This is a genomic window from Bacteroidota bacterium (assembly GCA_016715945.1).
In the GTDB taxonomy this organism is placed as follows: domain Bacteria; phylum Bacteroidota; class Bacteroidia; order Bacteroidales; family F082; genus JALNZU01.
The window spans coordinates 2,261,475-2,288,149 of the sequence record JADJXJ010000001.1 but is presented as its reverse complement, the minus strand read 5'-3'; the positions used below and the strand labels follow the sequence as shown (position 1 = coordinate 2,288,149).

Annotated in this window: 29 protein-coding genes and 1 tRNA gene; 17 read left to right on the top strand and 13 right to left on the bottom strand. The window is 50.9% G+C overall.

The features are described 5' to 3' along the window. Positions 1-726: a type III pantothenate kinase gene (locus IPM52_08970; GenBank protein MBK9291741.1), complete on the bottom strand. Its 726-nt coding sequence runs from the start codon at positions 724-726 to the stop codon at positions 1-3. Positions 727-846: 120 nt separating this feature from the next. Here IPM52_08970 and IPM52_08965 point away from each other — a divergent pair. The 8 genes from IPM52_08965 to IPM52_08930 all read left to right on the top strand — a co-directional run bounded on the left by IPM52_08965 (position 847) and on the right by IPM52_08930 (position 8,706). After that, a tRNA-Phe gene (locus IPM52_08965) sits at positions 847-919 on the top strand. A gap of 242 nt (positions 920-1,161) precedes the next feature. After that, a complete protein-coding gene (locus tag IPM52_08960) occupies positions 1,162-2,271 on the top strand; it encodes an ATP-dependent 6-phosphofructokinase (GenBank protein ID MBK9291740.1) in 1,110 nt (369 codons plus the stop codon). Next, positions 2,271-2,996 carry a 2-phosphosulfolactate phosphatase gene (locus IPM52_08955; protein ID MBK9291739.1) on the top strand — a complete coding sequence of 242 codons (726 nt, stop codon included), beginning with the start codon at positions 2,271-2,273 and terminating at the stop codon, positions 2,994-2,996. The genes IPM52_08960 and IPM52_08955 overlap by 1 nt, the downstream gene beginning before the upstream one ends. Positions 2,997-3,116: 120 nt before the next feature. Then, entirely contained in the window at positions 3,117-4,274 is a 1,158-nt protein-coding gene (locus IPM52_08950; GenBank protein MBK9291738.1) for a methionine aminotransferase, read from the top strand. Next, the gene (locus IPM52_08945; protein MBK9291737.1) at positions 4,262-5,068 is read left to right on the top strand and encodes an amidohydrolase; all 807 of its coding nucleotides are present in this window, start codon (positions 4,262-4,264) and stop codon (positions 5,066-5,068) included. The genes IPM52_08950 and IPM52_08945 overlap by 13 nt, the downstream gene beginning before the upstream one ends. Before the next feature lie 9 nt (positions 5,069-5,077). Further along, positions 5,078-6,418 (top strand): Trk system potassium transporter TrkA, encoded by a 1,341-nt coding sequence (trkA, locus tag IPM52_08940; GenBank protein MBK9291736.1) that lies wholly within the window; start codon positions 5,078-5,080, stop codon positions 6,416-6,418. Positions 6,419-6,429: 11 nt separating this feature from the next. After that, positions 6,430-7,893, top strand: a complete 1,464-nt coding sequence (locus tag IPM52_08935) for a TrkH family potassium uptake protein (GenBank protein ID MBK9291735.1) — start codon at positions 6,430-6,432, stop codon at positions 7,891-7,893. Between the two features lie 144 nt (positions 7,894-8,037). Beyond that, the gene (locus IPM52_08930) at positions 8,038-8,706 is read left to right on the top strand and encodes an inorganic pyrophosphatase (GenBank protein MBK9291734.1); all 669 of its coding nucleotides are present in this window, start codon (positions 8,038-8,040) and stop codon (positions 8,704-8,706) included. Positions 8,707-8,777: 71 nt separating this feature from the next. Here IPM52_08930 and IPM52_08925 read toward each other — a convergent pair whose 3' ends face one another. Next, the gene (locus tag IPM52_08925; protein MBK9291733.1) at positions 8,778-9,437 is read right to left on the bottom strand and encodes a YceI family protein; all 660 of its coding nucleotides are present in this window, start codon (positions 9,435-9,437) and stop codon (positions 8,778-8,780) included. A 156-nt stretch (positions 9,438-9,593) separates the two neighbouring features. On the opposite strand from IPM52_08925, the gene hemW reads away from it, so the two are divergent. Next, positions 9,594-10,724, top strand: coding sequence for a radical SAM family heme chaperone HemW (gene hemW, locus IPM52_08920; protein MBK9291732.1), 1,131 nt, complete (start codon positions 9,594-9,596; stop codon positions 10,722-10,724). Positions 10,725-10,955: 231 nt separating this feature from the next. On the opposite strand, the gene IPM52_08915 is transcribed toward hemW, so the two are convergent. After that, a complete protein-coding gene (locus IPM52_08915; protein ID MBK9291731.1) occupies positions 10,956-12,410 on the bottom strand; it encodes an NAD(P)/FAD-dependent oxidoreductase in 1,455 nt (484 codons plus the stop codon). A 176-nt stretch (positions 12,411-12,586) separates the two neighbouring features. Here IPM52_08915 and IPM52_08910 point away from each other — a divergent pair, with 176 nt between their 5' ends. The 3 genes from IPM52_08910 to IPM52_08900 are packed head-to-tail and all read left to right on the top strand — an operon-like array spanning position 12,587 to position 14,544. After that, the gene (locus IPM52_08910; GenBank protein ID MBK9291730.1) at positions 12,587-13,285 is read left to right on the top strand and encodes a hypothetical protein; all 699 of its coding nucleotides are present in this window, start codon (positions 12,587-12,589) and stop codon (positions 13,283-13,285) included. 49 nt (positions 13,286-13,334) lie between these two features. After that, positions 13,335-13,649 carry a cytochrome c gene (locus IPM52_08905; GenBank protein ID MBK9291729.1) on the top strand — a complete coding sequence of 105 codons (315 nt, stop codon included), beginning with the start codon at positions 13,335-13,337 and terminating at the stop codon, positions 13,647-13,649. Between the two features lie 22 nt (positions 13,650-13,671). Continuing rightward, the gene (locus IPM52_08900) at positions 13,672-14,544 is read left to right on the top strand and encodes a hypothetical protein (GenBank protein MBK9291728.1); all 873 of its coding nucleotides are present in this window, start codon (positions 13,672-13,674) and stop codon (positions 14,542-14,544) included. Positions 14,545-14,610: 66 nt separating this feature from the next. On the opposite strand, the gene IPM52_08895 is transcribed toward IPM52_08900, so the two are convergent. The 4 genes from IPM52_08895 to IPM52_08880 are packed head-to-tail and all read right to left on the bottom strand — an operon-like array spanning position 14,611 to position 18,615. After that, positions 14,611-15,441 carry an Omp28 family outer membrane lipoprotein gene (locus IPM52_08895; protein ID MBK9291727.1) on the bottom strand — a complete coding sequence of 277 codons (831 nt, stop codon included), beginning with the start codon at positions 15,439-15,441 and terminating at the stop codon, positions 14,611-14,613. Positions 15,442-15,451: 10 nt separating this feature from the next. Continuing rightward, positions 15,452-17,104 (bottom strand): hypothetical protein, encoded by a 1,653-nt coding sequence (locus IPM52_08890; protein MBK9291726.1) that lies wholly within the window; start codon positions 17,102-17,104, stop codon positions 15,452-15,454. Positions 17,105-17,125: 21 nt separating this feature from the next. Next, positions 17,126-17,620: a TlpA family protein disulfide reductase gene (locus IPM52_08885; GenBank protein MBK9291725.1), complete on the bottom strand. Its 495-nt coding sequence runs from the start codon at positions 17,618-17,620 to the stop codon at positions 17,126-17,128. Between the two features lie 14 nt (positions 17,621-17,634). Next, positions 17,635-18,615, bottom strand: coding sequence for a class I mannose-6-phosphate isomerase (locus tag IPM52_08880; protein ID MBK9291724.1), 981 nt, complete (start codon positions 18,613-18,615; stop codon positions 17,635-17,637). A gap of 171 nt (positions 18,616-18,786) precedes the next feature. Between IPM52_08880 and IPM52_08875 the strand changes: the two genes are divergently transcribed. The 5 genes from IPM52_08875 (at position 18,787) to IPM52_08855 (ending at position 21,835) form a co-directional block, all read left to right on the top strand. Beyond that, positions 18,787-19,383: a TIGR00730 family Rossman fold protein gene (locus tag IPM52_08875; protein MBK9291723.1), complete on the top strand. Its 597-nt coding sequence runs from the start codon at positions 18,787-18,789 to the stop codon at positions 19,381-19,383. Continuing rightward, on the top strand, positions 19,380-19,934 hold the full coding sequence (locus IPM52_08870) for an AAA family ATPase (GenBank protein MBK9291722.1): 555 nt from the start codon (positions 19,380-19,382) through the stop codon (positions 19,932-19,934). The genes IPM52_08875 and IPM52_08870 overlap by 4 nt, the downstream gene beginning before the upstream one ends. Positions 19,935-19,945: 11 nt before the next feature. Beyond that, positions 19,946-20,455: a cytidine/deoxycytidylate deaminase family protein gene (locus tag IPM52_08865; GenBank protein MBK9291721.1), complete on the top strand. Its 510-nt coding sequence runs from the start codon at positions 19,946-19,948 to the stop codon at positions 20,453-20,455. A 100-nt stretch (positions 20,456-20,555) separates the two neighbouring features. Continuing rightward, positions 20,556-21,254, top strand: a complete 699-nt coding sequence (locus IPM52_08860) for an SDR family oxidoreductase (protein ID MBK9291720.1) — start codon at positions 20,556-20,558, stop codon at positions 21,252-21,254. Then, positions 21,197-21,835 (top strand): hypothetical protein, encoded by a 639-nt coding sequence (locus IPM52_08855; protein ID MBK9291719.1) that lies wholly within the window; start codon positions 21,197-21,199, stop codon positions 21,833-21,835. The genes IPM52_08860 and IPM52_08855 overlap by 58 nt, the downstream gene beginning before the upstream one ends. Before the next feature lie 18 nt (positions 21,836-21,853). Here the strand turns inward: IPM52_08855 and IPM52_08850 are convergent, their stop codons facing one another. From IPM52_08850 to IPM52_08825, 6 genes are all read right to left on the bottom strand, one after another. Further along, entirely contained in the window at positions 21,854-22,417 is a 564-nt protein-coding gene (locus IPM52_08850) for an aminoacyl-tRNA hydrolase (GenBank protein MBK9291718.1), read from the bottom strand. Positions 22,418-22,489: 72 nt separating this feature from the next. Then, positions 22,490-23,071, bottom strand: coding sequence for a 50S ribosomal protein L25/general stress protein Ctc (locus tag IPM52_08845; protein ID MBK9291717.1), 582 nt, complete (start codon positions 23,069-23,071; stop codon positions 22,490-22,492). Between the two features lie 27 nt (positions 23,072-23,098). Next, positions 23,099-24,040 carry a ribose-phosphate pyrophosphokinase gene (locus IPM52_08840; protein MBK9291716.1) on the bottom strand — a complete coding sequence of 314 codons (942 nt, stop codon included), beginning with the start codon at positions 24,038-24,040 and terminating at the stop codon, positions 23,099-23,101. 113 nt (positions 24,041-24,153) lie between these two features. Next, positions 24,154-25,056 carry a hypothetical protein gene (locus IPM52_08835; protein MBK9291715.1) on the bottom strand — a complete coding sequence of 301 codons (903 nt, stop codon included), beginning with the start codon at positions 25,054-25,056 and terminating at the stop codon, positions 24,154-24,156. Positions 25,057-25,156: 100 nt separating this feature from the next. Beyond that, positions 25,157-26,164 carry an SDR family oxidoreductase gene (locus tag IPM52_08830; protein ID MBK9291714.1) on the bottom strand — a complete coding sequence of 336 codons (1,008 nt, stop codon included), beginning with the start codon at positions 26,162-26,164 and terminating at the stop codon, positions 25,157-25,159. A gap of 3 nt (positions 26,165-26,167) precedes the next feature. After that, positions 26,168-26,674, bottom strand: coding sequence for a UpxY family transcription antiterminator (locus IPM52_08825; GenBank protein MBK9291713.1), 507 nt, complete (start codon positions 26,672-26,674; stop codon positions 26,168-26,170). Position 26,675: the final 1 nt, after the last annotated feature.

Sequence of the window (26,675 nt, the reverse complement as noted above, 5' to 3'; positions counted from 1 at the left end):
TTATCCTATCTTATTGAATTTCATGATAGCCTGCAAACCTTCGAGTACGAGATTTGAGGCTGCAAAGATGCGACTTTTAAACTTAGTTTCAAAGTATTTATTGTCTCCGCCGCCCACAAGCACAGTCAGTTTGCCCACCGTTTTTTCATATCTCCTGATCATGCCTTCGAGTTCGGCCCGGGTGCCGTTTACTGCGCCCGAAAGGAGCGATTGGTGGGTGGTCTGGCCGACGAGGGGAGCCTCCGGGCTTATCCCGGCCAGGGGCAGGCGACTTGTAAAGGTGTGCATGGCTTTGAGCCGCATGGCAATTCCCGGACTGATGGCTCCGCCAAGGTAACGACCGTCGGCAGTAAGCAGGTCGTAAGTGATGCAGGTGCCCATGTCGATGACAAGGACATTGCATCCCGGAAAACGTGCATAGGCAGCAGCAACAGCGGCAATGCGGTCGCGTCCCAGTGTTTCAGGCGTCTCATATTCAATTGAGAAGGGAAGGGGCGTTTCGTGGCTGAGCACATGAACCGGACAATACGCTGAAACAGTTTCAATCAGTGCCTCAGGAACGTCGCGCACAGCCGAGATCATGGCAGCCGACGGAGGCAGACTTTCCATGACCTGCATCAGGGCCAGCGGATTTTCAGGCTCGAACATTACAGCCCCCGAACTAAAACTTTCATCCTGAAACATGGCTTTCGCCAGGGTGTTGCCCAAATCAATTGCTAAACGCATTTCCCTTTTGGATTCGTTTTGGATCTGCAAAGGTATTGATTTTGAGGCATCTCATTTTTTTTGAGGCATCGGATTCGGAAATTTAAAGTTTTGACATATCTTTGCACTCCCAAACCTAATGGTACCATAGCTCAGTTGGTAGAGCAACGGACTGAAAATCCGTGTGTCCTTGGTTCGAATCCGAGTGGTACCACAAGCCAAACTGTTTATTATCAACGGTTTGGCTTTTTTATTTTTCAGCTGCAAGGGTAAAACCCAAATCACAACCGTTTGCAGCATAAATATGCCATACATTCCAATGTACACATCCGACCCCGGCATTCAAATGCGTACTTTTGCACCCGCGCAAGTGTAGCAAGGGCTGTGCATGAATAACTTAAAGACCAAAAACCACAGACATCCTGGAAATTTTAAAGACATATTATCCAAAACAATATGAAAAGAGTTCTGATTGTCACCGGTGGTGGTGACTGTCCCGGTCTGAATGCAGTCATCCGGGCCATTGTGAAACGTGCCAGTCTGGAAAAGGACTGGGAAGTGCTTGGAAGCATTCAGGCATTCAACGGAATTTTGTGGGAGCCCACCGAAGTGAAGGTGCTCACTCCTGAAGTAGTCAGGGGTATTCACTTTCAGGGCGGAACCATCATCGAAACTACCAATAAAGGCGGCCCGTTTGCCTGGCCCGTGCGCAACAGCGATGGTAGCTGGAGTGCGGTTGACCGCTCCGACGAGATGATCCGCAAGATCAAATACCTGGGCATTGATGCGGTGATCAACATTGGAGGCGATGGTTCGCAACGTATTTCGCAGGCACTCTACGAAAAAGGTCTCCCTATTATTGGTGTACCCAAGACCATTGATAACGACCTTTCTTCGACCGACTCAACCTTTGGTTTCCAAACAGCCGTGGAAGTGGCCACCGAGGCTGTGGATAAACTTGTAACCACCGCTGCAAGCCACAACCGTGTGTTTGTGGTGGAAGTGATGGGACGCTATGCCGGATGGATAGCCCTGAACGCTGCTGTGGGCGGAGGGGCTGAAGTGTGCCTGATTCCGGAATTCCCTTACGACATCAACATCGTTAAGCAGAAACTGGAGTCGCGATTCAACCGCGGCCGCGGATTTGCCGTTGTGGTGGTTTCGGAAGGTGCCCGTCCGAAAAATGGCGAGATGGTGTACGAAAAAAGCGATGAGGTAGGCTACGAAAACCTGCGTCTCGGTGGCATCGGCCGCCAGCTGATCCGTCAGCTGAAAGAGGCTGGTTTCGAACCCGACATGCGCGAAACCGTGCTGGGTCACCTGCAGCGCGGTGGTATCCCGATCGCCTACGACCGCGTGCTCTCGGCCCAGTTTGGTGTCAAGGCATTCGAAATGGTGCTCAAGGGCGAGTTTGGTAAGATGGTGTCCTACCGTCATCCTTACTTTATCTCTGTGCCTTTGAAAGATGCCATTGCCAAACCCAATTTTGTCACACTCGACAATGCTCTGGTGAAAACCGCCACAGGTCTGGGCATTTCTCTTGGTATCGACATTAACAACCCCTGATGCTTCACGTCAGCGTCCGGGCCTTGCCTGCTGAGGTACCGGCTGAAAACCTGGCAACAAAAGCAGTGGCGGTGATCGATGTGCTGCGTGCCACCTCGGTCATGGCCACTGCTTTGCATCACGGTGCAAAAGGTATTTTTCCTGTGGCCGAAATCGATCAGGCACGCAGGTTAAGGCAGGATTGTGATGATAACGCCTTGCTTTGCGGTGAGCGCAATGGCAGGCGCATTGAGGGTTTCGATCTGGGCAACTCACCATTCGAGTTTGATCGTCAAACCGTTGAAGGAAAGTCACTGATCATGTGCACCACCAATGGCACACGGGCGATTGCTGCCGCATCAGAGGCAAAAGTCGTGCTGGCCCTCTCATTTGTTAATATGAGCGCTGCCGCCACGACCTTGCTGCAGACAGGATTGGATATTGAGTTGCTGTGTGCCGGCACAAACGGACGATTCTCAATGGATGATGCCCTGTGTGCCGGTATGACCCTCGGGCTGCTTTCGAAGCTCACGAACTTAAAAACCAATGACCTGGGCGAAGTATTGCTGAAATTTGCCCGCCAAAGGGGAAGCATTGCAGGCAAGCTCAGGCATTGTACGCACAAAGTCTTTCTCGAAGCATCGGGATATGCCCGCGACCTAGCCTATTGCCTGACAACCGATTGCGTCGAAACTGTTCCAATCCGCAACCCACAAGGCTGGTTCGTTGCGGCCGGTAATTTGTGAAAATGCAGGAGAAGTTCTGACAATACTCCTTAATTATCAGGCCTGTTTATCCATTCTATTGAACACACCTTTGCTCAGCCCAATTGACTAATTTTGCCGTGTAAAACCAATTCCGATTCCATGCCTCAATTTCCGGGACAGCTGATCAGCAAACTACCAAACGTAGGCACGTCCATTTTTGCCGTAATGTCGAAGCTGGCGGTTGAGCACAATGCCATCAACCTTTCGCAGGGTTTTCCTGACTTTCCGATCGACAAAAGGCTGGTTGACCGTGTTCATCATTACATGAAAAAGGGCTTCAACCAGTATGCGCCCATGCCCGGTGTGCAGGCGCTTCGTCAGGCCATTGCAAAAAAAGTGCACCACCTTTACGGCGTGGCCTATGATCCTGAAAAAGAGATCACAATCACGGCAGGGGCCACACAGGCCTTGTTTACGGCCATCACGGCATTTGTGAAAGAAGGCGATGAGGTCATTATTTTCGAACCGGCCTACGACAGCTATGCCCCGGCGGTGCGCCTGAATGGCGGACTTGTAAAATATGCGCGCCTCCAAAAACCTGATTTCAGTATTCAGTGGGACGCTGTGACCAAACTGATCTCGAACCGCACCCGGATGATCATCATCAACAGTCCGCACAATCCCACAGGCAGCCTGCTCAGCCATGACGACATGAAGCAACTGGAGCAGCTCACCCACAATCGCGACATCATAGTGCTGAGCGATGAGGTGTACGAACATCTAGTGTTCGACGGCCAGACACATCAGAGCGCTTGCCTGTATCCCGGACTGGCCAGCCGCAGTCTGGTGGTTGGCAGTTTTGGCAAAACATTCCATGCCACAGGCTGGAAAACCGGTTTTGTACTGGCACCTGCCGGGCTTACGGAAGAATTTCGTAAAGTGCATCAGTTCAATGTGTTTGCTGCCAATACGCCCATACAGCATGCCATAGCCGACATGCTCGGAGAAGCTGAAAGTTACCAGGGGTTGCCAGCTTTCTTTCAGGCAAAGCGCGATTATTTCGCTTCGTTGATCAGCAATTCAAAGTTTGAGCCGCTTCCCAGTAAAGGAACATATTTTCAGCTGCTTGATTATTCGCGTGTTTCCGATCTGCCTGAGAAGGAATTTGCCGTATGGCTGGTTCGCGAACATGGTCTGGCAGTTATTCCGCTTTCATCATTCTATCACGACCAGCTCAACCAGCAACTCGTGAGGGTTTGTTTTGCCAAAACCGAACAAACCCTGGCCAAAGCCGCCGAAATCCTATGCAAGATCTGAAGGTTGCCCTCATCCAGACACACATCGTTTGGGAAGATCCCGAAGCCAATCACCGGCATTTCGGTGCGCTGATGAACTCGCTGAAATCGGCACCCGATCTGGTGGTGCTGCCCGAAACTTTCAACACAGGTTTTCCTGTGGATGCCTCACGTTTTTCGCAAAAGCCCGATGGCATCAGCATGCAATGGATGGCCGAGCAGGCCGCATCGCTCAATGCAGTGCTGTGTGGCAGCCTGCTGCTCGAAACTGCTCAAGGCTACCAAAATACCTTTGTCTGGATGCGCCCCGACGGTACTTATGCGACTTACGCCAAGCGGCATGTGTTCAGGATGGGTGGCGAGCATCACAGCATTGTACCCGGCAACCAATTGCTGACAGTCGAACTCAAAGGCTGGAAAATCAGGCCCATGGTGTGCTATGACCTGCGTTTTCCGGTATGGTGCCGAAACACTTTCGATGGGGCCAACTTTGCTTACGATATGATGATATTTGTGGCAAACTGGCCTGAAGTGCGTGCATGGCCATGGAAACAACTGCTGATCGCCAGGGCCATAGAAAACCAGTCGGTTGTTATCGGGCTCAACAGGATCGGGAAAGATGGGTTGGGCAATGCCTACAGTGGCGACTCCGGCCTGATCGACGCCAAAGGAAACCTTTTGTGGCAGGGCAATCCGGGTAAAGAAGAAATATTCGAAGGCACCATTGATGCGGCTTCGCTTAGGATGTTTCGCGAAAAATTTGGCGTATCGGCCGACTGGGATGCATTTCGTCTAAATTTGACAAGCCCAAAATAATTCGGTGATATGAAAATTATCATAGCAGGCGATGGTGAAGTAGGATTTCATCTTGCAGAATCGCTTGTAAACAGTAACCACGACATCACCATAGTTGACCCGCACGAAGACCTGCTGAAAATGATTGAGGCGCATGCCGACCTGATGACCATCAATGGCGACAGCACCTCGATTTCAACCCTGCAGCGCGCCAATGTGCACCGTGCCGATCTGGTGATGTCCGTGGTGAGGCAGGAGGAGGTGAACCTGCTCACCTGCATCCTGGCCAAGAAGCTTGGCGCTAAAAAGGTGATCGCCAGGGTCAACACCATGGAAAATCTGAGCGTGCAAAACAGAAAAATATATCAGGAGCTCGGAATTGACGCACTCATCTCGCCTGAAGATATTGCTGCACAGGAAATTATCTCGCTGCTCAGGCAAACCGCAGCTACTGAGGTGTTTGATTTTGCCAACGGACGCCTTCAGCTGTTTATGATCAAGCTGGAGTCGCCGGCACCGGTGATTGGCAAATCGCTCAACGAGATTGCAGCCAGCCATCGCAATCTCGATTTCAGGGCACTGGCCGTACACCGCAACCGTGAAACGTTCATCCCCAAAGGCGAAGATCGTTTTCAGGAAAATGACCTGGCCTATGTGATTACCAAACCCAATGCCATCAATAGTCTTTTGGAACTGGGAGGCAAAGTGCAGCACTCCATCCGCAACCTGATGATTGTAGGTGGAGGCCGCGTAGGAAGAATTACGGCCAAAAGGCTTGAGAAGGAAATGAATATCAAGCTCATAGAGAAGGACAAAGACCGCTGCATGGTCTTGACCGATTATCTTGAGGATGCCCTGATAGTGAACGGAGATTCACGTAATGTGCAGTTGCTCGATGATGAAGACATTGCCAGCATGGATGCCTTTATTGCCCTGACCAACAGTGCAGAAACCAACATCCTGTCGTGCCTTCATGCCCGGTCTAAAGGCGTAAAGAAAACCATCGCGCTGGTGGAAAACATCGATTACATCGACATTTCGCAAAGCGTGGGCATCGACACCATTGTCAATAAAAAGCTGATTGCGGCAAGCCATATGGTTAAATACACCATGGGCGAAGAGGTGGTTCAGCTGAAGTGCCTGAGCGGCATCGAAGCCGATGCATTGGAGTTGGTGGCCCGCGAAGGTTCGCCCGTGACCCGCAAACCCATCCGCAAGCTGCAACTGCCCGAGGGCGCCATCATCGGTGGGCTGGTCAGAGGCGACAAGGCATACATTGCCACTGCCGATATGCAGATCGAAGCAAACGACCATGTGGTCGTGCTGGCACTTCCCAAGGCAATCCATAAGGTAGAGAAGCTCTTCCATTAACCAAACGGGCCATGCAAGGCAGATTTCAGGACTTTAACCTTGGCATTGTTGCACGCATCATCGGGATTCTGCTGCTGATCGAAGCAGTTTTCATGACAATGGTGCTATCGATATCGTTCGTGGACAATACTTTACACAACGGATACTTTGCCAGGAGCGTCGGAATTACCTTGCTGGCAGGGATTATTTTGTACGCTTTAGGCACCAAGGCCCCCACCAAGGTAGGAAAGCGGGATGCATACATCATCGTTTCGCTCACGTGGATTGTGACTTCTTTTTTCGGCGCCCTGCCATTCTATCTTAGTGGGTATATCCCCTCAATTACAGATGCTTACTTCGAAACTGTTTCGGGATTTACCACCACGGGTGCCAGCATACTTACCGATATCGAGGTTTTGCCGCGCGATTTGCTTTTCTGGAGGGCGCTCACACACTGGCTGGGGGGCATGGGTATTATTGTGCTTTCGGTTGCTGTGCTTCCTTTTTTGGGCATTGGCGGCATGCAGCTCTTTATGGCCGAAATGCCCGGCGTGACCTACGATAAGCTGCATCCGCGCATAACGGCCACTGCCAAGCGATTGTGGGGCATTTATGTGCTGCTTACCATTGCGCAATTCCTGCTGCTCTGGGCTGGCGAAATGGACTGGTTCGACTCGGCCTGTCATGCTTTTGCCACCATGGCTACAGGCGGTTTTTCGACCCGTAATGCCAGCATGGCTGCCTTTGGTCCATACAGCCAATATGTTACTATTATTTTCATGGTGCTGGCCGGCACCAATTTTACCCTTCACTATTTTGCCCTTCACGGATGGTTTCGTAAAGTATGGGAGAACGAGGAGTTCCGCATTTATCTCAACATCATCGTATTCAGCACCCTGATCATTGCGCTTAACCTTTATTTTCATGTTTCCAGCGAACTGGAGCCGCTTTTGCGCAATATCCTTTTCACCGTGGTTTCCATACTCACCACCACCGGCTTTGTGACGGTCGATTACCTGCAGTGGCCGGTTTTCCTGTGGATGATCATTTTTGTGTTGATGTTTATCGGCGGAAGTGCCGGCTCTACAGGTGGGGGCATCAAAGTGATCAGGCAATCGCTGCTTCTGAAGAATTCGTTTCTTGAAATGCGGCGTGCCATTCATCCGGCAGCAGTGTTACCAGCCAAATACAATGGAAAAAGCGTTTCGCAGGATGTGGTTTACAAAGTGATGGGCTTTTTTGTGGTTTACATCCTGATTTTTGCCGCGGGGGTTATGGTGCTCTCAGCTATGGGCATCGATTTCGATACCTCAATCGGAGCATCCGCGGCCTGCCTGGGAAACATTGGCCCGGGCATCGGAAAGGTGGGTCCGGTTTTCAATTATTTCTTTTTACCCGACGCTGCAAAGTGGGTGCTTTCGTTGCTTATGGTGCTGGGCAGGCTTGAGCTTTTTACCGTGCTCATGCTGTTTTCCCGGCATTTCTGGCGCAAATAGGCCCGCTGAATCAGTTTTGCCCGTTGTTTGAAAGCTTATCCACACCAGAAATATCGATTATTGGATTAGTTCACTCAAATTATTAGTCAGCCTAAAGCCTGCAAAATCCCTACTTTTGTTGCACTAATTAAAAACCAATCAGCAATGTCGAAGATCATGGACCCCATCGGACGTTTGATGGGATTGCGCTATAAATCACATCCCTGGCATGGGGTGGAGATTGGTCCGGATGCTCCCCAGGTGATCACCTGTTTCATCGAGATGGTGACAACTGATACCGTGAAGTATGAGGTGGACAAGGTATCGGGCTACCTGCGCCTCGATCGTCCTCAAAAATATTCCAATGTGGTGCCGGCCTTGTATGGCTTTATTCCTCAGACTTTTTGCCATACCCGGGTGGCCGAATACTGCAACCAAAAAACGGGACGCACCGACATTCGTGGCGACCGCGACCCGCTTGATATCTGCGTGCTCACCGAGAAAACCATCACCCATGGCGACATCCTTGTCAGGGTGCGACCCATCGGAGGGTTCAGGATGATCGACGGCAACGAGGCCGACGATAAAATTGTAGGGGTGCTCAACGACGACGCGGTTTACGGCAACTACAAAGACATCACGGACTGCCCCCCGCTGGTGGTTGATCGCCTGAAACACTATTTCCTCACCTACAAAGACCTGCCTGGTCGCGAAAGCAAGGTCCAAATCACCCATGTTTTCGGCATAGAGGAAGCCTATGAAATCATTCGCAGATCGATGGAAGATTACCACCACAAATTCGATAACCTCGATACTTTCCTGTCGGAAGTGTAGGCATATCGGATCAAAATAAAAAGAGGCTGTTCCACCCGGAAACAGCCTCTTTTTTTGAAGAGGTTAAGACCTTATTGCTTTGCAACAAGATTTACCTCGAAGGCAATGGTGTCCTTGATCAGATTGTTCTGCAGAAAATCTTTGATGCTCTGCTCGGTGAGCGAACCACCCCAGACTACCCCCCACTCGTTGCGGTTGATTTCGAAACTTGCCGATGCACTGGCACCGTTTTCGGTAAGCGATACAACAGCCGGGAAGCTGATTCCATTAGTCACATCCTTGATGGTAAGATTACCGGTGATGCGATGCGTGGCACCCGAGCCGTCTGCAATGGCTTCAACGCCTGTGATTTCGAATCTGGCAGTGGGAAAATTTTCAACCATGAAGAAGTCGGCGCTCTTGAGGTGACCTTCGAGCTTCAGCTTGCCGTTGGCTTCGTCAAGATCCTCACACACAATGGTGTTCATGTCGATCACAAAATTTCCGGCAACGAGCTGTCCGTCGTCGAACGACAACGAGCCTTCAGCAATCTTAACTGTTCCGTGATGCACGGTTTGTGTAATTTTGGCCCCTTCCCAGCGAAGTGAGCTGGCTTCGGTGTCAACGGTGTAAACTACCGCGTTTTCGCCTGCTGCGGCAACTTCACCAGCTTCCTGCGCAGTTTTTTGTCCGCCGCCTCCGCAGGATGTCATCAGTACTAAAGCGGCAATGGTGTAGATTAGTTTGTTCATTTGAATAAATGATTTGGTTTTTGATAAAAAAAAGTTATCTAATCCCTCGGTTTATATACTTAATCTATAAACACATGCAAAAAAACACATATTTGTGCGTTTTGTTCTCAATTTTATGAATTTTTAAAAACTTTAATTCAAAAATTATCAGCTTAAATGGCTGGAATATACATACATATACCATACTGTAAGCAAAAATGCCACTATTGTAACTTTTTCTCGCTGGCAACAGTCAAACATCGTGAATCGTTTGTAGATGCACTGATTGCCGAGGCTGAGGCGAGGCAAAACTACCTTGGCGGCGAAATGGTAAAAACAATTTATTTCGGCGGTGGCACACCTTCGCTATTGCCCGTTTCGGCAATTACGAAAATTCTCGACCGGTTGGGGCAGCTTTATGAGATAGATCCGAATGCGGAGATTACTTTGGAGGCCAACCCCGACGACATGCAGGCCGCTTACCTTTCGGCGCTTGCTTCCACGCCGGTAAACAGGTTAAGCATTGGTATTCAGAGTTTCAGGGATGACGACCTGAAATACCTTCACCGTGTGCACTCGGGCAATGGGGCCATCAGGGCTGTGGAATCGGCCAGGGAGGCCGGCTTCGACAACCTGACCATTGATCTGATTTACGGCATACCAACCCTTGATGACCGGGCATGGCATCAAAACATCGATCGGTTTTTAGAGCTTGGTCTGAAGCATCTTTCGGCTTATGCGCTCACTGTGGAGCCCCGCACTGCGCTCGACCATCTGATTGCACGGAGGAAATTGAGTCCGGTGGACGAACAGCAGACGGCCACTCAGTTCGAAATACTGATGCAGCGGATGTCGGATGCAGGTTTTGTGCATTATGAAATTTCGAATTTTGCCCTGCCCGGACATTATTCACGACACAATAGCCTCTACTGGCTCGGAGGGCATTATCTAGGTCTTGGGCCTTCGGCGCATTCATTCAACGGTTTCTCACGCCAGTGGAATGTGGCCAACCTGGGGCAATACATGGCCGGCAGCGCCACCGAAAGCGTGGTGCTGGAGAAAGAGGTGCTCAACGATGCACAGCGTTACAATGAATATGTGATGACCTCATTGCGCACCAGCTGGGGAACCGACCTGGAGCATATCGAAGCAGTTTTTGGCAAACAAATGGCCGGCTATTGCGAAAAGGCAGCATCCAGGTATCTGTCCGACGGGCGGTTGGAACGTCGTGGCAACCGACTATTCCTCAGCACGAAAGGCAAGCTGTTTGCCGACGGCATAGCCTCCGGCCTCTTTGCCGAAGAATAATCCCGGCCTTTGGGTCAGGTATTGGTGAGCAGGCAAGGTAACCAATCAGGAGTGGCCACCCACGACAATACGTAATATTTTGATATTCAACACAAAAAACCGCACAATCTGCCATGGAACGAAACTTCGCCAAAACCTGGTAGCTCGTGTGGGCACAGGCGGATACGACTCTTCGGTGTAAGGGGTTATACTTTTATTGTACATGGCTAAAGGTGTTTATTTCAAACATTATTATTCAGGCAAAAGCCACCAGAATGGATAACCTTTGGCCTTGTGCAGAAACATGTAGTGCATGAACCATTTGAGCCAGTGGCCTGCCAGACCAGGTTCGCCCATGGTGTAGCTGATGCTCCGGCCGTATTCGGGATATTTGTCAAAGTCGGGCACGATGGGGAATACGGTCATGGTGGCGGCCACCCCTTTGGTCATACCAAATCCGGCCGAAACAATGCAGGCTGCACCCATGCGGCCCATCGAAGCACGGTGTTTCAATTCGTGCTCTCCTTTGTTTATCAGATTAACGATATTCAGTGCCGTGATTTTACCCATCACGCCCGATGGCATGCCTGTGCGGGGTGGAGTAGGGTAGATGGGGGTGCCGTTTTTGCTGAACATGGGTTTCGAAATGCTATGCGGCGGAGCAAAGGCAATGCCGGGCGCAAAAATGTTGGGGTAATCAGGGTTTCGGTAAGTCGAAGGCCAATCGTCCACACTCCATTCTTCGAAAGGTTTGGCCGTGTAGTCGGCATCCACTTTCATCAGTCCGTTGGGCGCAAAAAGCTTCGAAGTGATGTCGGTGCCTCCGGCGTCAAAGGCTTTCAGACCTGCGCCTGCAAACGCAGGGATAAGCATTGAAAAGTCGAATTCGATGGTGTGGTTTTCGCCATCCAGGGTTTCGTAATGAATTAGGCCGGGCTCGACTTTTTTCACGCCTGCACGCTTGATCCAGCTGATGTTGTTTTCGCGCAGGAAGCTTTCGGTGAACACCTTGGTGCTGGTGATGTACCCACCTTTTTTGATGTGTGCACCGCCCATGCCAAAGTCGCCCAGCTCGTATTCATTTGTAATCCAGGTGAGTTGGGCCATGTGCTCGAGTTTGCGTTTCCTGATTTCGAATGCCACATTCAGGATGTACTCAAAAGCAGCGCCCTGGCAGGTGGCCATGGGATGGCCGGTGCCAATGACGATTTTCTGGGGGATGCCCTGCTGCATTTTCCGGAGGCTTTTTTTCAGCGTCTCCCAGGCATGGGCCGCATGGTCGTACGAACAAACCGAAACCGTGTTTTTGCCAGGGCCTAATCCTTCGGTGGCGTCAAAATTGAGCTTTGGTCCGGTGGCGTTTACCAGATAATCGTACTCCAGAAACGCTGATTCTCCATGTTTCTGGTCGCTGGTGTATGCTATTTCCACACATGGCCGGCTGCCCTCCCGCCCTTCCGGAAAAAGGTTCACGGCCTTAGCCTGATGGTGTTCGATGCCCCAGCGCTTGTAGAGTGGCGCCAGCCTGAAACGCACCTGATCAACAGTCATCCTGCCCACACCCACCCATATATTCGACGGTATCCACTGGTAGTAAGCAGCAGGTGCCACAACCACGACTTCGTGTTTTTTGCTCAACTTTTTACGTAGATAAGCTGCAGCCGTGTGTCCGGCAATGCCAGCCCCAAGTACAACAACCCTGGCCATGTGTGTCGGTTTTGGTTTCAGCTTCAAATTTAGCTAACCACATGATAAAAAACAAAATATTTATAAAATTAGATGTAATTGAAAATGAAACGCTAATAAAATGTTAACGAGTGTGCCGGGTGCAATAATTGTGTGCAACTTGCGCTCTTAAGTCCCGGGAACCAAAAATGAATCCTATGACGACACTTCGCGTGTACAGCTTTTCTCTGCTGTTGTTCTTAGTCCTGTTTTCCTGCAAGCACGATCCGGTTTTGCCCGACGATGGTCAGAATCCGCCTCCAAGTTCAGTTTGTGATCCCGATACCGTTTATTTCAAAAACGAGATACTTCCTTTACTCAATTCAGGATGCGCGGTTTCGGGCTGTCACAATGCAGCTTCTGCCCAGGATGGTGTAATTCTCACCGACTACAGCAATATCATTCGTACAGGAAAAGTGAAAGCAGGCAATCCTGGCGACTCCAAGCTATACAAGGTTCTGATTGATAGTGATCCGGATGACCGCATGCCTCCGCCACCCCGCGCTCCATTCACAGCCGAGCAAATCAGCAAAATACGCAAATGGATTGAGCAAGGGGCTAAAAACAACAGCTGTGAGTCAAACAATTGCGATACTTTAAATGTTACCTTTTCGGCCCATATCCAACCTATAATGCAGAACAATTGCACCGGATGCCATTCAGGAAGCCAGCCTCAGGGCGGAATATTGCTTACTGACCACACAACTATATCGGCTGCAGCAGCTACTGGTCGTTTGCTCGGAAGCATCATGCACAGCCCCGGATATGCTGCCATGCCGCAAGGCGCACCAAAGCTCGACAATTGTAAAATCACTCAAATCAGAAAATGGATAGAAAATGGTAGTCCCAACAACTAAAAATTCAGTTCTTCGCCTTCTGGCAATCTTTCTTATTCCGGTTTTCGTCATGTCGTGCTACAAGGACAATGAGGAAGACTTGTATCCGGGTGGGTGCAACACCGAAAATGTCAAGTTCAGCACCACCATACAGCCCATATTTAATTCCAGCTGTGTGTCGTGTCACAGTGGCGCCGGAGCTTCGGCAGGCATCAGGCTGTCCAATCACAGCGAGGTGGTAGCGGCGGTGGATGGTGGCAGGCTTCTGGGTGCCATCAAGCATCAAAGTGGATTTTCGGCTATGCCGCCCTCCGGGCCAAAGCTCACCGATTGTCAGATCAGCCAGATAGAGGCATGGGTGGCACAGGGCAAGCCAAACAACTAGATATTTTTCAGAACCAGGACCAATGAAAATCAAGCTATTATCTGTAACGGCCCTGATCTTTCTGACATGGCCTTTGGTTGCGCAGAACAACCTGTTGGACATGTTTGAGGATGAGGCGCCCACCACCGAGTATGCATATGCAACCTTCAAGGCACCCAGGGTGGTTTATGGACAAAGCGTGGAGCAGCCGGCAAAAAACAATTTGATGTTTTTGATTCAGCACAATTTCGGGGCGGTCAACTCGGGTTTTTACGATTTGTTTGGTCTCGACAGAGCTACCATGCGCATGGCCCTGGAATATGGGCTCAACGATCGCATCATGCTGGCTGCAGGACGAAGCACTTGGCAGAAGACATACGATGCCGGCCTCAAAGTCAGGCTGTTGCGTCAGAGCAGTGGAGCAAAGGTGATGCCTGTAACGGTTTCCTACGCAACAGGAATGGCACTCAACAGCACCCGTTGGGCCAATCCGGATAGGAAAAATTATTTCAGTTCGCGTCTTTCGTATTACCACCAGTTGCTCATTGCCCGCAAATTAAATCAGGCAGTGAGCTTGCAGCTCAGCCCAACGCTCATCCACAAAAACCTTGTTTCCACGCGAAAGGATCAGAATACTTCATTTGCGCTGGGTGCCGGTGGGCGATTCAAGCTCACCCAGCGTGCCTCTTTCAATGCGGAGTATTTTTATTACCCCTCCTCGCAAACTACCCTCAAGCGCAACGATGCCCTTTCAGTAGGTTTCGACATAGAGACCGGAGGCCACGTGTTTCAGCTGCATTTCAGCAATGCCGGAGCCATGTTCGAGCGGGCCTTTATTACCGAAACACAGGGAAGCTGGGCCAAAGGCGACGTGTATTTTGGTTTTAACCTTTACCGGAACTTTGTGCTCAAATGAGCGATGCCCGGATTGCCCGCTTATTGCTTTTTTATGGAGAAAGCATTAACAGGAACTGGTGAGTTATTATAGGTGTTTTTCTTCCACCTGAAGCACTTCGTACGTCTCTGCATCGTACACAAACACGATTACAGCGCAGTGCTGTGCATTGTAGCCTGCAGGCAGATTCAGCTGATATGATTTGGTAGCCGAATAACCAGCCTCGGGATTGGACAGAATCTGTTCGCCCCAGATGCCGTTTACAGCTTCGCGCAACACATGCCGGTGAACGTATTGTGAAATCACGGGGGTTGTGCCGGCATTCGGGTCGTTGTTTCGTTGGGCGCTTACCAGGCTGTCTTCCACCAGGCAGACCTGCAACCTGAAATTTCCCTGAAGCCTGGTGAGGAAGGTGGTTTTGGCTGTGATTCCGAGTTTTCGGGTCGAGGCTTCGTAACTGGTGTTCAGTTCAATTTTTGCATGTGCCTCGCTTTGCATGGCTTCAGATACCTTAGTGCTCCAGCTGCCCGGAGGGTAATGCCAGTAGGTATTGTTTTTTTGCCTGTTGATCAGGGCATTGGGGTTGCCATTTGCCGATATGTTGAAAAACTGATCCCAGGCTTCACCTGCCTGACTGCGGTAGTCGGCATCGAAAGGTGCCGACTGGGGGCGGGCAAAATACCCGGCGTGTACAGCCATTACGATCAACCGGTCGCCATAAAGCGTTTTCAGGTTATGGGCAATCAGCGCAGCAGTGGGACAGTTAACGCAGGTGTGACCAGTGAAATCTTCGAGCAGCACCTTGCGGTCGGCAGTGCCCACCTGCCCGGACTGTTGTTTGTAAGGCGGCTCGATGTGGTCGCAGCCTGATCCGATTATGGCTGCAAGCAATACGAATAAAATCGCTATATTTTTCATTTTCTGTGGCTTAGAATGAAGTCGAGAAAGTGAGGGTCAGTCCGCTGCTTGCAGGCACCTGACGACAAACCCCGCCAACGCACACCACGCCTTCGGCCTGTCTGCCGGCGCTCAGCGCCAGGCGCGTAGCACCGCGATTGGTTCCGGCAGCAACTGTATAAAAATGTTTGCGCATAGCATTGTCGGGATTGCCAAAGTTGTATTGGTCCGACACCGACACAAACCATTTGGGTGCGATGGTGTATTCGGCCATCAACGCAGCCCAGTCGCCAAGGTCTTGTTTGGTGAGCAGCAGTTGTGCTTCCATCCTGATCGTTTTGCGCGTGTCGATGCGATAGGTAAGATCGGCCAGGCCGATGTGCGCTTCAACGGCTTCCTCGCCCGCATGGCCCTGCAAAGTGGCAATGTCGTAGTGCAGGTTCATGTATTGAAATACGCCTTTGAGCCTGGAACTGAACCGCTTGTCGATTTCCACATTCAGATCCCGGAAAAACACATGGTCCGAAACAGCAAAAAACTTTGATTTATAGCCTTCTGACCCATCCTGCCCAATGGGCGTGGTGTCGTTCACGGGCTGCCTGACGATGTCGTTCACCTGACTGAAATTAATTGCTACAGAGGTGCCATATTTGCCGCCGAGCAGGCTGTTTCGCGGGATTTTATAATTGAGCTGCAACTGCAAACCCATTTCACCGTTCACCTGTGTCGCATAAGGGTATTTGCCTGTGAGACTGTAGGCATGGATTCGGTTCAATGGGGGTATAAAATTGATGTCCAATGCGTTGCCAAGCTGTGTACGATCGCTTTTAAAGCCCATATTGTCCACCCGTTTCAGTTGAAGCACTGCTCCGAAACCGCGTGTGGCATAGGACAAGGATGCCAATGCAGCCCGGCCCTCGCGGTAGATGAAATTATTTACGGCGCCCGGGTCGTTGATTTTTGTGGCATATTCCCCGGCAAGGATAAAATTGCCCCAGCCGGCTGTGAAACGTCCTGCCCATCCGCCGACGTTTTCAGGAAGGACATAGATGGGGTCGGCATCGCGCTGATATTTGCTCAGTCCACTCATTCCAAGGCTCAGGCGCCAGGGTGCGTTTTCGCGCTCCGGGATAAGCTCATTCAGGTTGAAATCGGCATCCAGCCCGCGCACCAGTCCGCGGCTGTTGCGGGTGTATGGCTGCCAGAAGTAGCGCTGGCTGCCGTAAACTCCTTTTAAAACAACGCCTTTAGTGGGATAAACCTGCAGTTTGAGTCCATTCAGGCTGTTGTCGAATCCCAGCGACCACTCTTCGTAGGCGCGAAAAAGCAGGCCGCTGCCAAATTGCTCGTAAAAATTACCCGCAGTGATTTCGGCAAAATCGGTCCGGTAGTTCAGCCAGACATTGGCAAAACCATTACCTTCGAGGCGGGGGTCGAAGCCCCGCAGCGGGGGCAGAAAGGCCTCGTAGCGCATTCCTGCCCTGAAATCGCCCCAGTTGATCACCACATTTCCGAAACCATTGAAGCCACTGCGCTGACCAGCCAGGGCCGAATCGGTGATGCCAATGGCTGCATCGGTGACATAGGCCTGGGCATCAAGCTGAAAGCTACCATTAACCACAGGCTGTTGTGCACGTACAACCAAACTGGTCAGCAGTGCCAGAAAGAGTATTTGTTTTTTCATCGATGTGTACCGGTTGGGGGATTATTTCTTCTTTCCGGCCAGTTTTTTTACTTTCTCAAATAATTCAAATTCAGCCCCTTCTACATATGAGGTGTGTTGCGAAACAATGTTTCCGCCCGCATCGAGCAAAAAAGTATGGGGAATCATGTTCACGTTCATGGCACGCTTAAATTCTCCGTTGGGATCGAGCAGCACTTCGAACTCCCAGCCCGAACTTTTTACAAAAGGTGAGATGCGCGAAACCGAACGCGAATCGTCAATCGAAACAGCCACGATTTCAACCCCTGTTTCGGCCTTCCATGCCGCATAATTTTCATTGAATGCTTCCAGCTCTTTCAGGCAGGGTTTGCACCACATGGCCCAGAACGAGAGTATGACAGGCTTGCCTGTTTTTGCAATATCGGCAGTGTTGATGGTTTTTCCTCCGAGGTTTTTCAGGTTTACGGAGGGCAGGCTTTGCTGTGCCTGGGCATGGAATGCCAGAATCATCAGCAGAAATCCAAATAACTGTTTCATAATCAATGTTATGTTTATTCAATGTAAACTTCGAGCAATACACAATCCTCGCCGGGAATCAGGCTTACTTCCTTGGCGGCGTTTGGCAGCAAGGCCACACTTCCGGGCTTCAGGCTGAGTTTCTGGCCTTCGCCCTCCACCGAGCAGGTGCCCGAGGTGCACATCAGCAACACGAAACTGTCGAGACCATCGTAAGTCTTGTGCTCAGTTTTGAGGGGCCTTAAGATATTGGTTGTGAAAAAGGGCGACCTGACAAGGTTTTGTGGGTGATGCCCTGCCTTATCATAAGGTGTTTTATAATAAGGATGCATGGTATAGTCGATGGCTTCGAGGGCCAGCTCGGTATGCAGTTCCCTGGGATTACCTTTGTCGTCCACCCGCCCCCAGTCGTAGATGCGGTAGGTGGTGTCGCTGGTTTGCTGAATTTCGGCAATCAGCAGCCCTGGTCCAAGGGCATGCACCCTTCCGGCCGGGATGAAAAACACATCGCCTTGCGCTACATTTTCATAGTTCATGATTTCGGGCAGTTTTCCGGCATTCAGGTACGACAGATAGGTGGCTTCGTCCATGGCCTGATTGAATCCGCAGATCAACTGTGCTTTTTCATCGGCCTGCATGGCATACCACATTTCGGTTTTACCATAGCCAATGCCGCGCTTTTTGGCCAGCTCATCATCCGGATGCACCTGTATGGAGAGCCAGTCGTTTGAGTCGATCACCTTGACCAAGATAGGAAACTGTTTGCCAAAACGCTCATACACCTTTTCGCCCACCAGGTCGCCCATAAACACCTCTACCAATTCGTTGATTTCGTTTCCGGCAAGATAGCCATTGGCCGCCACGGTTGGGTTGCCTTCCACACCCGAAAGCAGCCAGGCTTCACCGCAATTGGGCAAAAGCCCCGTTTCCATGCCCAGCAATTGTCTGATTTTTTGTCCGCCCCAGATTTTTTCTTTAAAAAGCGGCCTGAAAGTCATCGGATAAAGTGTATTCATAGCCAAGGGTTTTTGTTGATGCTGATGAATCCGGCTTTTCAGGCAAATGTAAACCAAAATCGATTTAGCAGGCCATTAACAGGGCAAAACCACAACCATACTCACAAAGCGCTGTCTCCCGGATCAAAGGTTTGCGGTAATGACCTAAATTCGCGCCACCAACTTGACATCATGAAGAAAATATGTGTTTTCTGTGGCAGCAGTGCCGGACGTAAGGAAGCCTACCGCATGGCGGCCAGGCAAACCGCGCAGGTGCTGGCATCTTCCGGATTTGAGCTTGTTTATGGCGGCGCCAGTGTGGGTTTGATGAAAGTGCTGGCTGATACGGCCATGGAATCCGGCGCCAGGGTCACCGGCATCATGCCCGGAAATCTTGTGGCCAAAGAAGTGGCACACAATGGATTGCATGAGTTTATCACGGTAGATAGCATGGCAGCCCGCAAACAGCTGATGGTAGAGGTGTCGGATGCCTTTGTGGTGCTTCCTGGCGGGTTTGGCACCCTCGATGAGCTGTTTGAGGTCATCACCCTGAGTCAACTCCGTTTGGCCGACAAGCCCTTGGTACTTCTGAATGTGCTGGGCTATTTTGACCAGCTTCTTAAATTTCTGGATCATGCCGTCGAGGAAGGCTTCGTCAGGCCTGAGCACCGGAATGGGATCCTTGTGGCCACAGAGCCTGTTGAGCTTCCCGGGCTGCTTCAACAATACCGTCCTGTCGAATCGCCCAAATGGATTGAAGATATCAAAAACGAAAGCAGGCAATTATGATCATTGGCATCACAGGCACACTTGGGGCGGGCAAAGGTACCATCGTGGATTACCTGGTTCACAACAAAGGCTTCAAACATTACAGTGTAAGGGCCTATCTGATCGACGCCCTCGACCGGCTGGGACTGCCAAAAAACCGCGATACCATGACCCATCTGGCCAATGAACTTCGTGCGCAATACGGACCATCGTATATTGTGGACGAGCTATTCGGGCAGGCAAGTCTTGCAGGAGGACCTGCAATCATCGAAAGCATTCGCACCCCGGGTGAGATTCTTTCGCTGCGTAATAAAGGAAATTTTGTGCTTCTGGCTGTGGATGCCGACCCAAAGCTGAGGTTCGACCGAATTACACAACGTGCAAGCGAGACGGATGCTGTTGACTACAAAACTTTTCTGGCTAACGAAGCGCGCGAAATGCAGAGTGCCGACCCCAACCACCAAAACCTGGCCGAATGCATCCGCCAGGCCGACTACCGGATTGAAAACAACGGCAGCACAGCTGAGCTGTATGAACAGATTGACGAGATTCTTTCAAAGTTAAGTCGTTAAACAACAAGAACATGGAAACACCGGCCGAAAGCAATAAACCCAAATATGTCCGTCCAAGCTGGGACGAATACTTTCTGAAGCTTGCCGACAGTGTGGCCAGCCGTGCCACCTGCGACCGTGGCCGGAGCGGCTGTGTAATTGTGAAAGACCGTCAGATCCTGGTCACCGGATACGTGGGCTCGCCCCGCGGACTGGCCCATTGCGACGAGGTGGGACATTTGATGAAGAAAGTGATACACGAAGACGGTAGCATCACCCAGCATTGTGTGCGCACCGTGCATGCCGAGCAGAATGCCATCACCCAGGCAGCCCGAAGGGGTATTGCCCTCGAGGGAAGCACACTCTATTGCAGGATGACCCCCTGCCGAACCTGCGCCATGCTCATCATCAACTGCGGCATCGTGAGGGTGGTGTGTGAAAAAAAATACCATGCCGGAGCCGAATCCGAGGCCATGTTTGCCGAAGCAGGCGTGAAACTTGAATTTGTGCATCACGAAGTGCAGCAGTACGACAACCAATAGCTCAGGCTCCGTTCATCAGCCAGAGCCGGCCGGACTGAACACCTGACAACCGGTAAAAACAAAAGTTGCCCAGGGTTGTTACTTTTCAAAACAATTTATAATGGGCAATTTTCTTATCGTGGGTGCTTCTTCGGGCATAGCCTTCCGAACAGCCGAATTACTCCACAACGACGGTCATCAGCTTTTTGTGATCAGCCGCCATCCCGAAAAACTTACGCATCTGATTGGCATTCAGTTTGTTGAGGGCAACTTTCTAAGCGACGATTTTTCACCAGTGGGTCTTCCGGAAGTCCTTGACGGACTGCTTTATGCACCCGGGACGATCAACCTGAAACCTTTCAGGGGGCTCAAACCTTCGGATTTTCTTCACGATTTCGAAGTAAACGTGCTGGGAGCAGTCAGGGTGTTGCAGTCTGCTTTTAAATCGCTGAAAAACAGTAGTCTGGCTTCGGTGGTTTTGTTCAGCACGGTGGCTGTGGGCCGCGGTATGGCATACCATGCGAGCATTGCATCGGCCAAAGGGGCCATCGAAGGCCTGACGCGCTCGCTTGCTGCCGAATGGGCGCCCGGCATCCGGGTAAATGCCATTGCTCCATCACTGACAGACACCCCGCTTGCACAACGGCTCTTGTCCAGTCCCGAAAAAATTGAAGTAAGCGCCAAGCGTCATCCGCTTCAGCGGGTGGGCACACCCGACGACGTGGCCCGTCTTGCAGTCTTTTTGCTGGGTAGCCAAAGCAGTTGGATCACCGGGCAAATCATTGGGGTCGATGGTGGTTTGTCGAGCCTGAGCGTGTGACCATGCACTTTGGCATCGATTATGGTGCACGATTTGCGGGCACTACAGCCGTTTGCTTCGACCTGGGTAGCTCGCTTTTGATTCTTCAGGCTGCAAAAAAGCAGGATGCTGACGCTTTTTGTCGCGATCAGATCAGCGCCAGAAAGCCATCTTTTGTCATGATCGATGCCCCTTTGTCACTTCCACGCGTTTACACCAAGCCGCGCGATGCGGTTTTTTCTCCGGAGGATGATTATTTTTTTCGTGAGGCCGACCGTCAGCTGGGGGCCATGTCGCCCATGTTCCTTGGCGGACTGACGGCGCGTGCCATGCAGCTTTCAGCTTTTTTCGCGGCGCAGGGAATACCGTTTTTCGAGACCTGGCCAAGCCGCCTGCGTTCATATTTTGGTAGTGAAAACCGTCCGGAATGCGATGTGCTTGCTGCTCAGCTAAAAAAACTCACAGGCTTCGAATTGGTTGCCGATAAAGCAATCAGCCCTCACGGTATCGACAGCGCACTGGCATGGTTTGCGGGTTGGCTCAAGATGCATGGGCGCTCAAACGTGTATGGTTCGGAAGCGGAAGGTGTGGTGTGGTGCTGACTTGCTGCTCACAATGGGCTATTTGTTATTGTACAGGTTCATTGTGCGGGCGGCGCCAATGGTCACAAAGCTTTTAACGATGTCGGCTGCCACAGGGATCTTTGGCAGGATGATGTCCAGTTCCTGCGGAGTCCATTTGCCAAGCACGTAATCCACCTGCTTGCCTCTGGGGAAGTTGTCTCCAATGCCAAAGCGCAACCGTGCCCATTCCTGTGTGCCCAGCGATTCGATGATGCTGGCCAGGCCATTGTGTCCGGCATCGCTGCCTTTGGTTTTCATGCGGAGCGTACCGGTAGGCAGGGCAATGTCGTCCACCACAACCAGCAGATTCTCGAGCGGAATGTTTTCAGCTTTTAACCAGTATTGCACAGCTTTGCCGCTCAGATTCATGTAGGTGGTGGGTTTGATGATCACAAGCGTGCGTCCTTTGTGTTTGGCTGTGGCCAGTTGCGCCAATCGCTGGGTACTGAATTGTACTTCTAAGTCACGGGCCAGCTGGTCACCCACCATAAAACCGATGTTGTGTCTGGTGTCGGTATATTCTGCGCCTATGTTTCCCAAACAGGCAATGAGGTATTTCATGTGTTGCAGCTTTGAAAAAAGAAAGGCACAAGGCGCACAGCCTTATGCCTTCCCGGGCTTGTGTGCCTGATGTTATTCCTGCGTTTCTTCTTCGGCGGCAATCACCACACCACGCGCTGTCTTCACCTCAACGATCACATTGTTGGCGTTGTCAGCGATAGTCACGTTTTCAGTTTTCAGGTCTTTCACCTTGATGGCCTGGCCCACATTGAGCTTCGAAATGTCAACCGTGATGTTTTCGGGCATGTTTGCAATCAGTCCTTTCACATTCAGTCGTTTCATCTTGAGCTTGAGCTTACCACCGCGGATCACACCTGGCGAAGTTCCTTTCAGCACTACGGGCAACGAAACCAGCACAGGCTTGTCTTCGCGCACCTCGTAGAAATCGACGTGGAGCACCTTGTCCGAAACGGGATGATACTGCACTTCCTTAAGCACGGCTTTGTGAGCCTTGCCGTCGATGTTGAGTTCGATTAAATAAGTTTCAGGGGTGTGGATGACGGGCTTGAAAGCCTTGGCATCAATGGAGAACAACACCTGTTCGGTATTGTTGCCATAAAGCGCACAAGGAACCCTGCCTTCGTTGCGAAGACTCTTAGCATCTTTTTTCCCTACGTGTGCACGCAGCACACCGCTCAATGATACTGTTTTCATGGGTTTTGTGAATTGTTGATAAATGAATTATTTGTTTACCTTGAACAACGAGCTGATCGACTCATAGTTTTCCACACGTCGGATCACTTCGGCGAGCAGATTGGCTGTTGTCAATACTTTGATTTTTTCGGTTTGTTTGCGTAGCGGAATGGTGTCGGTAACGACCACCTCCACAAAAGGCGATTTTTCGATGCGCTCATAAGCTTCGCCTGAGAGGATGGGGTGGGTGCAAAAAGCCCTTACACTGTTGGCACCTTCCTCCATGAGGAGCTCACCAGCTCTGGTGATCGAGCCCCCGGTGTCGATGATGTCGTCGAGCAGGATGACATCTTTGCCTTTTACATCACCAATCAGCGCCATTTCTTCAACCACATTGGGTTTGGCCCTTTGCTTGTAGCAGATCACAAATCCGCAATCCAGCATTTTGGCATAGGAGGCTGCCCTGCGCGTACCCCCTGTATCGGGAGAGGCAAAGGTCAGGTTGGGCAGGTTGAGTGCCTTGATGTAGGGTATGAAAATGTTCGAGGCATACAGATGATCTACAGGCACATCGAAAAATCCCTGGATCTGGTCGGCATGCAGGTCGATGGTGATCAAACGGGTTATGCCAGCCGTCATGAGCAGGTTGGCTACAAGCTTGGCAGCAATAGCTACACGTGGCTTGTCTTTGCGGTCTTGGCGGGCAAAGCCGAAATACGGGATGACAGCAGTTATCTTTCGTGCAGATGCCCGGCGTGCGGCATCGGCCATCAACAGGAGTTCGAAAAGATTGTCAGTCGGAGGGAAGGTGCTTTGTACCAGAAACACATCGCGGCCACGGATGTTCTCCTCAAACGAGGGTTGAAACTCGCCGTCCGAGAAGTCGGTGAATATAGTTTTACCTAAAGTGGTACCGTAGCTGTCTGCAATTTTTTTTGCGAGATATTCCGAGGCTCGGCCCGAAAATATACTCACGATTGGCTCTGGCATGGCGAATCCGTTTTGTTGAAAAACGGGTGCAAAGTTAGGCTATTTCTGACAGAAAAAATAGCCAAAACTTAATTTATTGTTTATCAGATTGGTATATCCAAGAGGTGTCCGGCTCACCTCAGGAGCAATGTTGTCTCGCCTATCTGGTGGTCGCCCTCGTAAATGTCAATATGATACAATCCGGGTTTCAGTTCCTGGGTATCGCGTTTGTCCCAGTAAACGCAAACTGGTGTATCGGCATTGCGGTAGTCCACCACTTCCATCAGGCTGTATTGCAGGCGCTCGCCTTTGAAGATAAAGGAATAGGCATCGTCGCGGCTCTTGATGAGAATTTTGGAGTCGGGGGCAGCAATGCGGATGTAAATGTTTTTGTTTCCGGGTTGGATGATGCTGTTTTCGGCCAGCACAAAACATATCTTGATGCGCTCAACCCTGTTGGCCCGATCGGTTTCAACTTCGTTTCGGCCGCGCTGCCTCACTCCGGTTACTTCAATGTTATAGGTTTTGAATACCGCAGCCTGTTCCACTTTGGTAGTCAGCTCGTCGCGTGTGCGTTGCAATTGTTGCACCCTGCGCCTTTCCTGGCTCAGGTCTTCCCTAATGCGTTCGTTCTCTTCGGTGAGGGCGCGGTTCACCGTGTACAACGAGTCCATCTGCCTCACATAGTTTTGCGAGATGACCTGAAGCTGCTGCAACTTGCGCTTGATCCGGTAATATTCCCATTGGGTATCAAGCAGTTGTTTGATTTCCTGGGCATTGGCCTGAATGATGGAATCTTTTGCCAGCAATGAATCAGCCAGCGCACCATAGGCCGCTTTAACCTTATTGTGCTCTTCCATCAGGCTGTCCACCTCCCGCTGAAACATAATCCGCTGGGCTTCTTTTTCTTCCTGCAGCTCTCTGAGGTTCGACTTGGCCGAAATAAGCCAGATGCTTAGGGCAATAATTGCCAGGGCCAGGACTGCAAGTACAATGTACAGCCAGCGGGTATTGTTGTTTCCGTTGAATGTGTTCATGACAATTAAAGAATTGCTACAAAATTAACAATAAGTGCCTGATTGGCAAACTTGCCTCAGCTTTTCGGAGCAATTCCCGGGTGCGAGCCTGAAAAAGGATTCAAGCTCCCAGGTGCTTTACGTACCATTTGCAGGCTTCCTCAAGGCCAGCGCGGAGGTTGAATGATGGGATGTATCCAAGCAGGCGACGGGCTTTTTCGACTGAGGCCATCGAATGTGGAATATCGCCTTTGCGGTATGGCCCATGAAGGATTTCGATATTGGCAATTTCAGGTTTGTATGCTGAAAGGATTTCTTTAAGGGTATGGGCAAGCTGATTCAGCGTGGTCCGGTCGCCGTAAGCTACATTATATACCTGATTGACTGCCTCAGGATTGGCAGTTTTTGCAGCCAGCAGGTTGGCCAGAATCACATTGTCCACATAGGTGAAATCGCGGCTGTATTCGCCGGCACCATTGATGACCGGGCTCTCCAGCCTGAGCAGTTGCATAACCCATTTTGGGATAACTGCGGCATAGGCTCCGTTGGGGTCCTGCCTGCGGCCAAATACGTTAAAATACCGTAAGCCAATACTTTCCAGGCCATAGGTTCGGGCAAAAACGTCGGCATAAAGCTCGTTTACAAATTTTGTAACCGCATAAGGCGAGAGGGGCTTTCCGATGATGTGTTCCACCTTGGGCAAACTTTCCGAATCGCCGTAGGTGCTCGAGCTGGCTGCATAGATAAACCTGGCCACTCCGGCATCGCGGCTGGCTATCATCATATTCAGGCTTCCACTTACGTTGACTTCGTTGGAAGTGATGGGGTCTTTAATGGACCGCGGCACGGATCCCAGAGCGGCCTGATGAAACACAAGCTCCTTTCCTTCGCAGGCCTGCATGCAAACCTGCAGATTGCGGATATCGCCTTCGATCAGCCTGAATGCCGGATGCTTCAAAAAGTCGGCAATGTTGTGTCTGTGGCCGGTGGCAAAGTTGTCGAGGCAGGTCACATGCGCACCAAGTTCAAGTAGAACCTCCGTAAGATTCGAGCCGATGAAACCGGCGCCGCCGGTTACCAGCACCTCTTTGCCCTCAAAATATGTTCCGAATTGATCCTTCCAGTTCATTTTCTATTCGTTCACAGGTTCAACCCTCGATCGGGGAATATTCAGCCGGATCACCTGACCCACAGCTTCGATGAGTACCACGAGCCTGTATTGGTTTCTCATCTGAACCAGCCGCCCGATCAGCCCTTCCATCGGCCCGCTTTTGACCCTCACCAGCTGGCCCTCCTGCAATTGGCTCAGGTCAACTTCCTCCGGATCAGGGTCTTCGATGTAATGCCTGATGGCCTGAATCTGTTGCGGAGGAATCTCGGCCGGCTTGCCTTCAAACTTGACAAACCGTACCGCACCCGGCGCATTGAGCACCTTAAAATACTCCGATTCGCTGATATGCACAAAAATATAGCACCTGAACAAAGGTTCTTCAACGATTTTTTTTCGGTCGCTCCATTGCCTCATGCGTTTAACCAAGGGCAGGTAATGTGAAATGCCTGCATACTTAAGTTCGATGGCAAGTTTTTTTTCGCCTTTCGAGCGGGTATAAACGGCATACCACTTCTTTTCTTCGCTCATG